At 67.7% G+C, this 10,373-nt stretch carries 10 protein-coding genes and 1 pseudogene; 7 read left to right on the top strand and 4 right to left on the bottom strand.

Annotation, left to right across the window (positions count from 1 at the left end):
* The 3 genes from GJ695_RS28660 to GJ695_RS28650 all read right to left on the bottom strand — a co-directional run.
* Window positions 1-201, bottom strand: a 201-nt coding sequence (locus tag GJ695_RS28660; protein ID WP_371866631.1) for an anti-sigma factor family protein, incomplete at its 3' end; no start/stop codon positions are given.
* Entirely contained in the window at window positions 198-704 is a 507-nt protein-coding gene (locus tag GJ695_RS28655) for an RNA polymerase sigma factor (protein WP_154370496.1), read from the bottom strand. The genes GJ695_RS28660 and GJ695_RS28655, both read right to left, overlap by 4 nt.
* 6 nt (window positions 705-710) lie before the next feature.
* Window positions 711-1,067 carry a COG4315 family predicted lipoprotein gene (locus tag GJ695_RS28650; RefSeq protein WP_154370495.1) on the bottom strand — a complete coding sequence of 119 codons (357 nt, stop codon included), beginning with the start codon at window positions 1,065-1,067 and terminating at the stop codon, window positions 711-713.
* Window positions 1,068-1,315: 248 nt separating this feature from the next.
* Between GJ695_RS28650 and GJ695_RS28645 the strand changes: the two genes are divergently transcribed.
* The 6 genes from GJ695_RS28645 (at window position 1,316) to GJ695_RS28620 (ending at window position 9,150) form a co-directional block, all read left to right on the top strand.
* Window positions 1,316-4,153 (top strand): GGDEF domain-containing protein, encoded by a 2,838-nt coding sequence (locus tag GJ695_RS28645; protein ID WP_154370498.1) that lies wholly within the window; start codon window positions 1,316-1,318, stop codon window positions 4,151-4,153.
* 2 nt (window positions 4,154-4,155) lie between these two features.
* Window positions 4,156-4,716, top strand: coding sequence for a DNA-3-methyladenine glycosylase I (locus GJ695_RS28640; RefSeq protein ID WP_154370494.1), 561 nt, complete (start codon window positions 4,156-4,158; stop codon window positions 4,714-4,716).
* A complete protein-coding gene (gene mnmC1, locus GJ695_RS28635; RefSeq protein ID WP_166455368.1) occupies window positions 4,713-6,371 on the top strand; it encodes an FAD-dependent 5-carboxymethylaminomethyl-2-thiouridine(34) oxidoreductase MnmC1 in 1,659 nt (552 codons plus the stop codon). Before GJ695_RS28640 ends, mnmC1 begins: the two co-directional genes overlap by 4 nt.
* An 85-nt stretch (window positions 6,372-6,456) precedes the next feature.
* Complete coding sequence (locus GJ695_RS28630) at window positions 6,457-7,167, top strand: sensor histidine kinase (protein WP_154370493.1); 711 nt, start codon at window positions 6,457-6,459, stop codon at window positions 7,165-7,167.
* A gap of 17 nt (window positions 7,168-7,184) precedes the next feature.
* Window positions 7,185-8,906, top strand: a complete 1,722-nt coding sequence (locus GJ695_RS28625; RefSeq protein WP_229260694.1) for a tetratricopeptide repeat-containing response regulator — start codon at window positions 7,185-7,187, stop codon at window positions 8,904-8,906.
* Between the two features lie 28 nt (window positions 8,907-8,934).
* Entirely contained in the window at window positions 8,935-9,150 is a 216-nt protein-coding gene (locus GJ695_RS28620; RefSeq protein WP_154361499.1) for a hypothetical protein, read from the top strand.
* A gap of 9 nt (window positions 9,151-9,159) precedes the next feature.
* On the opposite strand, the gene GJ695_RS28615 is transcribed toward GJ695_RS28620, so the two are convergent.
* Window positions 9,160-9,873 (bottom strand): PhaM family polyhydroxyalkanoate granule multifunctional regulatory protein, encoded by a 714-nt coding sequence (locus tag GJ695_RS28615; RefSeq protein WP_154370491.1) that lies wholly within the window; start codon window positions 9,871-9,873, stop codon window positions 9,160-9,162.
* Between the two features lie 122 nt (window positions 9,874-9,995).
* Between GJ695_RS28615 and GJ695_RS28610 the strand changes: the two are divergent.
* Window positions 9,996-10,373 (top strand): annotated as a pseudogene (locus GJ695_RS28610) (DUF3108 domain-containing protein); the annotation flags it as partial.

The raw sequence follows: 10,373 nt of genomic DNA, 5'->3' as shown, positions 1-10,373 counted from the left end.
GCCCAGGGCCGGCGGCACGGCCTCGTCCAGCACCGGATTGAAGCGGGCGCGCAGCGCGGCGTTCTGCGCGCGGTAGGCGTGCAGGCGCGCGGCCTGTTCGGGATGGTCGGCCAGGTAGGCGTCGACGGCGGCATGGCGCGCGGGCGGCAGCTGGCCGTCGACCCAGGCGTGCAGCTCGGCTTCGGTTACGGGGGCGTTCATTTGATCACCTTCAGCGGCGAGGGCAGCGGCTGGCCCTCCATCAGCAGGCGCAGCCGCTCGCGGCCGCGCGCCAGGCGTGACATCACGGTGCCGGCCGGAATGCCGAGCACGGCCGCCACTTCTTCATAACTCAGTTCTTCCAGCGCCACCAGCAGCACGACCTCGCGCTGCTCGGACGGCAGCAGGCGCAGCGCCGTGTCGAGGTCGCGCAGCGTCAGGCGGGCGGCGGCGGCATCGCCGCCGGGCGCGGCCAGCGGCAAGGCCAGGTCCAGCGGTTCGCTGGCCGGCGGCTGGCCGCGCAGGCGGTCGACATGCAGGTTGTGCATGATGCCGAACAGCCAGGCGCGCATGTCGCTGCCTTGCCGCCACGAGGCCAGCTTGTCCCAGCCGCGGGCGACGGTGTCCTGCACCAGGTCGTCGGCGTCGGCGCGCGTGCCCAGCAGCGCGCGGGCGTAGCGGCGCAGGCGCGGGATGCAGTCGACCAGGCGCTGGCTGTCATTCATGCAAGCTTACTCTTTGACCACGTGCCACACGTCCTTGAAGTTGTCGCCGTTGCGGTCGCCCGGCTTGAGGTCCTTCTTGAACAGGTACAGCGGCTTGCCCTGGTAGGCCAGCTGTTTGGCGCCGTCGTCGCGGGTGATGACGGAATACGGCGCCATGACGTTGGCGGATGGCGTCACCGCCGGCCAGTTGTCGATGCAGGCGCCGCTGCACGCGCTTTTGCCGGCGCTGTCCTTGTCGAAGGTGTAGACGGTCATGCCGGCGGCATTGACCAGCACGCCGTCCTTCTTCATGACGTCGTCGGCCAGGGCGGCGCCGGACAGCAGCAGGGCGCTCAGGGTGGCGAGGGCGAGGGTATGTTTCATGGCAAGTCTCCTGTTGTGGTGGATGGTAAATGGGTAAACGCCGGCGCGCCGCGTTTATTCCGTCGCCATCGAAATAAAGTTCAAATAATGTTGCTTTCACTAAACTAGTTGCCTATCGGTATTAAAAAGTCTTTGATATCAGTCACTTAAATGGGGGATGCGGGAGGCCCTGCAAACTGTGGAATAATGCGGTAGCGGCGCACCGGCGCGCGGCGGCGACACAGTAGAGGAAAGTTAATTTGGTGGACATGTTTGCGCTCGACGACGAGCTGGCGCAGTGGGATGCGGCATTGCCAGAAGTGCAAGGCTCGGAACGGTTGCAGCTGCTGATGGCGCTCGCCTGGCATTTGCGCCAGCGCGATCCCGCACGCGCGCAGCAACTGTCCGCCGACATCGTCCCGCTGCTGGCCGTGCTGACGCCGGACGCCGCCGCCCTGTACCGCGCGCGCCTGCAACTGGTGATCGCCGAGCCGGCCTGGCTGCGCGGCGAGCTCGACACCGCCCGCTATTACGCCGAACAAGCCCTGCACCTGTGCGAACAGGCCGCCGCCACGCAGCCGGCCGCTGCGGCCGCCTGCCGCGTCGACGCCTGCTGGGTCATGGCCTGGGCCAGCAACGACCGCGGCCACAGCGCCGACGGCGACCACTGGCTGCGCCAGGCCGCCGCCGCCGCCCGGGTGGCGGCCGACCCGGTGCGCATCGACATCATCGACGCCGCCTCCGGCATCTGCGACGCCTTCGGCGACGGCCTGGCCGCGCAGCAGCGCTGGCAGGGCCGCTTCGGCAGCGACCTGGACGCTGTGGCGCCGATCGCCGCCGGCTGGATCAGCGACTTCTTCGGCACCTGCGCCTTCCAGCGCAGCGAGTACGGCCGCGCCATCGGCCACCTGATGCGGAGCTTCGAGACGGCGCTGGCCACCGGCCAGATCCGCCGCTCCATCATCGTCGCCACCAACATCGGCAACGGCTTCACCAGCCTCAATGCGCACGAGGCGGCGCTCGACTGGATGCAGCGCGGGCTCGACCTGGCGCGTCCCACCGGCTGGCCGCTGAGCATCGGCATGTGCCTGATGCAGACCGCCGAGACGCTGCGCCAGCTGGGCCAGCGCGACGCCGCGCAAAGCCTGCTGCGCGAGGCCCTGAACACGCTGGCGCCGCTGTCCGGATCGCGCGCCTACGCGGTGGCGCTGGAATACCAGGGCGACCTGGCGCTGGACCTGGGCAACCACGTGGCGGCGCTGGAGAGCTTCACGCGCCTGGCCGCGCGCGGCGACGCCCTGCGCCAGAACGATTTCCAGAGCAGCGCGCGGCGCGGCCAGGCGCACGCCCTGTCGCACCTGGCGCGGCCGGCCGATGCGCTGGCGGCGGCGCAGGCCGCGCTGGCGCTGGCGCGCGACCACGGCGACGCATCGAGCCAGATCGCCGCGCTCAATGTGCTGGCCGACATCCACGCCCGCCACACGTTGCCGGCGCCGGAGCTGATGATGGCGCCCAACGCCATGCTGCACTATTTGAACCTGGCGCTGGAAATCGCCGCCACCATCGAAGGCTACACGGTGCCGGGCGCGCTGCTCGATGCGGCGGCGCGCGAGTATGCCGCCATCGGCGACTACGAGCGCGCCTACAACATCTCGCTGCGGGCCGGCGCCGCGCGCGACCAGACCCACAGCAAGGAAGCCACCAACCGCGCCATCGCCATGCAGGTGCAGTACCAGACCGAGCGCGCGCAGACCGAGGGCGAGCACCATCGCCAGCTGGCCGCCGCCGAGGCGCAGCGCGCCGAAGTGCTGCAACAGACCAGCGCCACGCTGGAACACCTGAGCGCCATCGGCCAGGAGATCACCGCGCATCTGGATGCGGCGGCGGTGTTCCGCGCGCTGGACCGTCACGTGCACGGCCTGCTGGACGCGACGCACTTCTCGATCTTCCTGCTGCAGCCGGACGGCGAATCGCTGGTGTGCGAATTCGGCATCGAGGCCGGCACGCAGCTGCCGCGCGTGCGCATCGCCGCCGCCGATCCGAGCGCCAACACCGCGCGCTGCCTGCGCGAACGGCGCGAGATCCTGGTCGAACTGGAAGACGAAGGTGTGACGCCGAACCTGATCCCCGGCACGCTGCCGACGCAAAGCCTGCTGTTTGCGCCGCTGCGCGTGGGCGAGCGCGTGCTGGGCGTGATGACGGTGCAGTCGCTGCTGGCGCATGCCTACGGCGAGCGCGAACGGCTGATCTTCCGCACGCTGTGCGCCTACGGCGCCATCGCGCTGGACAACGCCAGCGCCTACCGCCAGGTGGCGGCGACGCAGGAGCAACTGCTGGAAAAGAACCTGGAACTGGAGCAGGCCTACAAGGCGCTGGAAGAGGTCAGCCTGACCGACCAGCTGACCGGCCTGCGCAACCGCCGCTTCTTCCTGCAGAACGTCGACGCCGACGTGGCCCTGAGCCTGCGCGGCTACGACGTCGGCCAGCACCGCGAACTGACCGAGTGCGATCTGCATGCGGCCAAGGATCTGGTGTTCTTCATGGTCGACCTGGATCACTTCAAGGAAGTCAACGACCGCTATGGTCATGCGGCAGGTGATTCGATCCTGGTGCAGATGCAGGAGCGCCTGCGTGAAGTGTTCCGCGAATCGGACTATGTGATCCGCTGGGGCGGCGAGGAATTCCTGGTGCTGGCGCGCGCCACGCACCGCGACGAAGCGCCGGGCGTGGCGGAGCGCATGCGCCGCGCCGTCGCCGAGCGCGATTTCGAACTGCCGGACGGCGAGCGCCTGTCGAAGACCTGCTCGATCGGCTTCGCCTGCTTCCCGTTCCTGCCGGAGCAACCGCGTTTGCTGTCATGGTCGCAGGTGGTGGAGCTGGCCGACCAGGGCCTGTACATCGCCAAGCGCTCCGGCCGCAACGCCTGGGCCGCGCTGTACAGCACCGAGGCCGCGCGGCCGGAGGGCGTGTTCCCACGCCTGATGCAGCAGCTGGGCCAGGCCGTGACGGACGGCGAAGTGCGGCTGGTGTCCAACCTGACCGGCCCGCTGGTGCTGAGCGGCGAGCGTCGCCGCATCGGTTTGTCCAGCGACCTGGAACTGAGCTAACGATGGAAAAGAAACGCTGTAGCTGGGCCAATCCGGCCAATCCCCTGTATCTGGCATATCACGACACCGAGTGGGGCGTGCCTTGCCACGACGAGCGCCGCTTGTTCGAGATGCTGAACCTCGAAGGCGCGCAGGCGGGCCTGAGCTGGGAGACCATCCTCAACAAGCGCGAGAACTACCGCAAGGCGTTCGACAAGTGGGACGCGAAAAAGATCGCGGCCTATGGCCCGGACAAGGTGGCCGAGCTGCTGGCCAACGCCGGCATCGTGCGCAACCGCCTGAAGGTGGCGGCGGCGATCACCAATGCGCAAGCCTATCTGCGCCTGCTCGACAGCGGCGGCAGCCTGGATAAGCTGCTGTGGTCCTACGTCGGCGGCAAACCGATCGTCAACGGCAGCGGCCCGCGTCCGGCCAAGACCGAGCTGTCGGACCGGATCTCCAAGGATCTGGTCAAGCTGGGCTTCAAGTTCGTCGGCTCGACGATCATCTATGCCTACATGCAGGGCATCGGCATGGTGGACGACCATGCGCCGGACTGCTTCTGCCGGAAGGCGCGCAAGTGACAACGCGGGTAGTGCTCGACACGGCGTTTTGTGGCGAGCGGTTGGCAACGGCGCGCGCGCAAGGCGGGCGTTTGCACTACATCGCAATCGCGGCCGCGCTGCCGCCGGCGGCCCCGGTGGCGGACGCGCAGCTGCGCGCCCTGTGGCCGCTGAATCTTCCCGGCTTCCACCGCGTTATCCTGAGCGACGATGTGACGCTGGACCTGCTGGTCGGCGCGGTGGATGCCGTGCTGCCGCAGATTAGCGCGCGCGTGAATGAATTCCATCTCGATGCCGCAGTGACGCCGGCCATGGCGCGCACGCTGGCGAAGCTTGCCGTGCAAGGCGCCGTGCTGCATGCAGCCGACGACGAGGCGCTGGTGTGGGCATTGACCGCGGCGGGCTTCGTTTGCCGGTTGGCCGGCATCGGCCAGGACATCATCGCCGAATACAGGAGCCGTGCGCCGCGCGCCGCCGCACCCGCGCCGCAACGGCGCGCCGTGGTGATCGGCGCCGGCGTTGCCGGCTCCACCGCCGCGCACCGCCTGTGCGCGCGCGGCTGGCAGGTGACGCTGATCGAACGCCATGCGCAGCCGGCGCAGGAGGCGTCCGGCAACCTGGCCGGCATCTTCATGCCGCTGCTGTCGAGGGACGACAACATCCCCACGCGCCTGAGCCGCGCCGCCTACCTGTTCGCGCTGCGCGAATGGCGGCGCATGGGCGGCGCCGGCAAGGCGTTCGATGGCGCCGATTGCGGCGTGCTGCAACTGGCGCGCGATGCGAAGCATGCGCTGGTCCAGCAGGACGTGGTGGCCGCATGGGACTATCCGCAAGAGTACGTGCGCTGGGCCGATGCGCCGGAAGCCAGCGCCCTGATCGGCGCGCCGACGCCGCATGGCGGCTGGCTGTTCGGGCAGGGCGGCTGGGCGCGCCCCGCGTCGCTGTGCGAGGCGATGCTGGCCGCCTGCGGCGAGCGTTTGCAGCGCGTGTTCTGCACCGAGGCGCTGGACTTGCAGCGCGAGGACGGCGAATGGCTGGTGCGCGCCGCAGGCGGCGCCTTGATCGCGCAAGCGCCGACCGTGATCCTGGCCGGCGGCGCCGGCGCCACCCGCATCGCGCAGGCGGCGGAACTGCCGCTTTCACGTTTGCGCGGCCAGGTCACGCACCTGCCGGTCGACGCCGCCGCCACACCGCCGGTGCTGCCGCTGGTGGTGTGCCGCGAAGCCTATGTGACGCCGCCGTCGGGCGGCATCGTCTGCGCCGGCGCCACCTACGACAACGACGACGATCCGGCCCTGCGCGCCAGCAGCCAGCTGGAAAACCTCACGCGCCTGGCCGAGATCATCCCCGGCGACGCCGTCGCCGCGCTGGCCGACAGCGCGCCGCTGGCGGGCCGTGTCGGCTTCCGCAGCGCCGCGCCGGACCGCCTGCCGCTGGCCGGCGCGCTGCCGGACTACGGCAACGCCGGCCGCCTCGAATTCCTGCCCGAGGTGCCGCGTCATCCCGGCCTGCATTGCCTGCTGGGCTATGCCTCGCGTGGCCTGATCTGGGCACCTCTGATGGCAGAGCTGCTGGTCTCCCAACTGGAGCATGCGCCTTTGCCATTGGAAGCCGCCCTCGTGGACGCCCTCGATCCCGGCCGCTTCCTGCTCAAGCAACGGCGCCGCGCGCAGTAAGCACAGCCGCTGGCGACGCCATAATCAACACGTTATAATCAGCCCGGTGAACAACAATCCCGCGCCGTCCATGGAGAACCGCACAATGGATGAACAAGAAGCGCCCCAGCACGAAGGCTCCCCGGAGCTGTTCATGTTCCTGGCATCGACGGTGCATGACATGAAAAACTCGATCAGCGTCCTCAGTGGCACGCTGGAGAATCTGCTGGCCGCACGCCAGCCCAGCGCCGCGCCCGAGTACGACCAGATGGCGCAGATGCTGTACCAGACCAAGCGCCTGAACGACAATCTGATCCAGTTGCTTGCGTTGTACAAGGATGTCGGCAAGCCGGGCTACCCCTTCGATCCCGCCCCGCGCAGCATGCGCGATCTGGTGGAGCTGGTGTCCGGCCAGGCGCACATGCTGCTGCAATCGCGCGGCATCGCCTTTGAAGTCGCGTATCCGGACAACGCCATCTGGACGCTGGACGAAGACCTGGTCATCGGTGTGCTGGTCCACGCCATCAACAACGCGGTGCGCTACACGCGCGACCGCATCCGCCTGTCGATCGCCATCGACGGCGACTACCTCGAGCTGCGCGTGGAAGACAACGGCAGCGGCTTCCCGGAAGCGATGCTGGAGAGCGGCGCCAGCGCCAAGGCGGCGATCAACTTCCTCAGCAACAGCAGCGGCCTCGGTCTGTATTTCTCCAGCGAGGTGGCGAAGATGCACAAGTACCGTCAGCGCAGTGGCAGCATCGCGCTGGAAAACGGCGGCACGCTGGGCGGCGGCTGCTTCGTGCTGCGCCTGCCGTGACGATGAGCGGGGATATCATGACCTCCATGGCGAATCATGCGGAAAACGGCATCGACTGGGAAGAGAAGCGCTACCTGATCATCGACGATTTCGTCGGCATCCGCCAGCTGCTGCGCGAATCGCTGCGCAACCTCGGCGCCAAGCATATCGACCAGGCCTCCAGCGGCGGCGAAGCCATGGTGCTGCTGGCGAAAACCCGCTATGACGTGGTGCTGTGCGATTACAACCTGGGCGACGGCAAGAACGGCCAGCAGGTGCTGGAGGAAGCGCGCATCCGCAACCTGATGCTGCCGAGCAGCGTGTGGCTGATGGTCTCCGCCGAGAAAAGCGTGGAATCGGTGATGGGCGCGGCCGAGCATCAGCCCGACGCCTACATCATCAAGCCGATCACCGAAGCGGTGCTGCTGACGCGCCTGAACCGCGTGTGGGTCAAGAAGCAGGTCTTCAGCGAAATCGACCAGGCCTTCGCCGACAAGGACTACCTGCGCGCGGCCAAGCTGTGCGGCGAGCAGGTGACGCACCATCCGCTGCACGCCATCGACCTGCTGCGCATGCAGGCGACGCTGCTGCTGAAGGCCGGCGAAGTGCAGCAGGCCGGTGCGGTCTATGAACAGGTGCTGCAGGAGCGCGACTACAACTGGGCGCGCTGTGGCCTCGGCAAGATCCGCATGGCCGATGGCGATCTGGAATCGGCGCGCATGATGTTCCAGGCGGTGATCGCCGACAACCGCTTCTACATCGACGCCTTCGACCAGCTGGCGCATTCGTTCCAGCTGCAGGGCAAGACCGAAGAGGCGTTCGATGTGCTGCAAAAGGCGGCCAAGCTGTCGCCCAACTCGGTGCCGCGTCAACGCTCGCTGGGACAGACCGCGCTCAAGCTGGGGAATATCCCGGTGGCGGAAAAGGCCTTCCGCAAGTGCATCGAGATCGGCGAGTTCTCGGTGCGTAAAACGGTGGACGCCTACCTCGGCCTGGCGCGCGTGTGCGGCCAGAAGAACGACACCAAGGAAGCCATCCGCCTGCTCAACGCCGCCGTGCACCAATTCGGCGGCGACCAGGTCACGCTGCGCGCCAAGATCACCGAGGGCCTGGTGTACCACGAGAGCGGCGACTTCCGCCGCGCGCGCAAGTCCGGCGACGAGCTGGAAGCGATGCTGGCGGACGAGACGCGCCAGCGGCCCGACACCGAAACCTGCCTCGATATGGCGACGCTGCTGTTCGCGGTGGGCGTCAAGGACGCGCCGGTCAACCTGCTGTGCTACGTCACCCGCAACAACCACGACAACGCGGCGCTGCTGGACGACGTGCAGAAAATCTTCGACCGCGCGCGCATGACCGATGAAGGCATGGAGCTGATCAGGAACGCGCGGCTGGAGGCGGCGGAGATGATGAACCGCGGCGTGCTGCTGTGGAAGACCGGCAAGCTGGCCGAGGCCATCGAGTGGATGCGCGTGGCGCGCCGCGCGCTGCCGCACAATATGCGGATATTGTTCAACTCCGCACAGATCATCATTTCAGAGCTGCAGAACAATGGCTATCAGCGCGGCCTGGCCGACGAAGCCATCGGCGTGTTGATGCATGTCGATTCCCTGGCGCCGGGGCAGCAGCGCTTTGCGCAGCTGATGGAGCAGCTGGCGATGCTGGCGCCGATGTCCGGCGTGGTGGCGGCGGCAGCGGCCAGCGAATACGAAGCGGCCAACGGCCCGGTGCCGGAGAGCACCCGCTTCACCAGTCAATAACTGAGCAACCCAGCGGGAGAAGAAAAATATGCGCGATATCGCAAAAGAAGTTTACACAAAAATGAAGGTCGGCAGCGTGGCCTGGATACGTCCGGTCGCCGCCAAGGGAGATACCCTGGAGAGTTTTCAGGCCGCCCACGCCAGCGCCAAGCTGCTGGAGGAAGAGGGCCTGATCGACATCGAGAAAGTGCAGCGTCAGGCCGATGGCCTGATCGACGCCATCCGCATCCAGCGGCTGGCGTAAATCCTCTGATTATTTGTCGCCGGCCGGCTTGGCTGGTTTGGCGGCGGCTTTTTTCGCGGCCGGCTTTTTGGCCGCCGGTTTCTTCACGGCCGGCGCCTTGGCGGCCGGCGATGCCTTGGCAGCCGATGCCGATGCCGCTGGCGTGGCGCCGGCTGCCGCTGCCGCGAACTTGACGGCGGCATCGGCCATCATCGATTCCGACGCCATGGCCGTCGATACCGCCTGCTTGAACTGGTCCTGCAGCAGATTCCACCAGGCGTTGGGCTGGCCGGCGGTCGGCGCGCCGGCTTCCGCTTTCGGCGCCTCGGCCTTGACGTCCGGCTCGGGCGCCGGGGCTGGCGTTGGCGCCGGCGTTTTTGCCTGGTCGGCTTCGCGCGCGTGGTGGAAGAAAGCGGAGGCGTAGGGATTGGCGTCGAAGATCGACTTGTCGCTCACGCCGGTGTTGACGGCGGAAGCCAGGCTGGCGCCGACCGATTTGAGCGTGGCGATGGTGCCGCGCTGGACTTCCAGCGCCTGGATGCTCCCGCGCAGCATGCTCATATTCAGATTGAGCCAGCTCTCGACCGCTTTCAGGTCGTTGATCTTCTTGTCCAGTTCCTCGACCGACAGGGTGGGCGCGGTGAGGCCCGGCACGCTCATGCTGCCCCACAGGTTCTTGACGAAGTCCAGGGTGTCGGTCATTACTCCTGCGCCGGGAATGTTCGGCATTTGTGGATGCGGCATGAGAAACCTCCTGTGGAATGGAGTAATCAGCGTAGCAGATATCGCTCTGTCATTCAAAAGGTTTTGACAACATTTCCGCACCCAGGCAGCCGATCCGGCCGATCCCGTTTAAACTAGCGGCCATGACGATCGTTTCCTCCCTTACCCGACACCGGCGCGTGCTGTTTTTGGGCGCAGCCACCGTGGCGCTGCATTATGCCGCCATCGATTGGGTAGGCGGTCGTCTGAGCGCGCAGACGCACCGGGCTTCCGACGTGCCGCCGTCGCTGATGACGGCGCAGCTGCGGCTTGCGCTGCCCAAGCGCGTGGAAAGCGCGCCGGCGCCGGAAGTCAAGCCGCTGGCGCAGCACGCGCCGAAGCCTGTCGCCAGGCCGAAGCCGCCGCCGCTGCCCGAACCGGCGCCGCTGCCGATGGCGTCCACGCCATCTCCCGACGTGCCGGCGCTGATCGCCGCCGAGCCGGACATCGCCGTGGCGGCCGCGCCGGGCGGCGACCAGGCC

The organism is Duganella alba (assembly GCF_009674495.1).
GTDB lineage: Bacteria > Pseudomonadota > Gammaproteobacteria > Burkholderiales > Burkholderiaceae_D > Rugamonas > Rugamonas alba.
Note: the sequence above shows the minus strand (reverse complement) of the source record. Positions and strands in the feature narration are given on the sequence as shown.

Excerpts from the sequence above, each read along its gene's own strand:
- GJ695_RS28655 (WP_154370496.1), bottom strand. The coding sequence starts at position 704 with ATGAATGACAGCCAGCGCCTGGTCGACTGCATCCCGCGCCTGCGCCGC.
- GJ695_RS28650 (WP_154370495.1), bottom strand. The coding sequence starts at position 1,067 with ATGAAACATACCCTCGCCCTCGCCACCCTGAGCGCCCTGCTGCTGTCC.
- GJ695_RS28645 (WP_154370498.1), top strand. The coding sequence starts at position 1,316 with ATGTTTGCGCTCGACGACGAGCTGGCGCAGTGGGATGCGGCATTGCCA.
- GJ695_RS28640 (WP_154370494.1), top strand. The coding sequence starts at position 4,156 with ATGGAAAAGAAACGCTGTAGCTGGGCCAATCCGGCCAATCCCCTGTAT.
- GJ695_RS28630 (WP_154370493.1), top strand. The coding sequence starts at position 6,457 with ATGGATGAACAAGAAGCGCCCCAGCACGAAGGCTCCCCGGAGCTGTTC.
- GJ695_RS28625 (WP_229260694.1), top strand. The coding sequence starts at position 7,185 with ATGACCTCCATGGCGAATCATGCGGAAAACGGCATCGACTGGGAAGAG.
- GJ695_RS28620 (WP_154361499.1), top strand. The coding sequence starts at position 8,935 with ATGCGCGATATCGCAAAAGAAGTTTACACAAAAATGAAGGTCGGCAGC.
- GJ695_RS28615 (WP_154370491.1), bottom strand. The coding sequence starts at position 9,873 with ATGCCGCATCCACAAATGCCGAACATTCCCGGCGCAGGAGTAATGACC.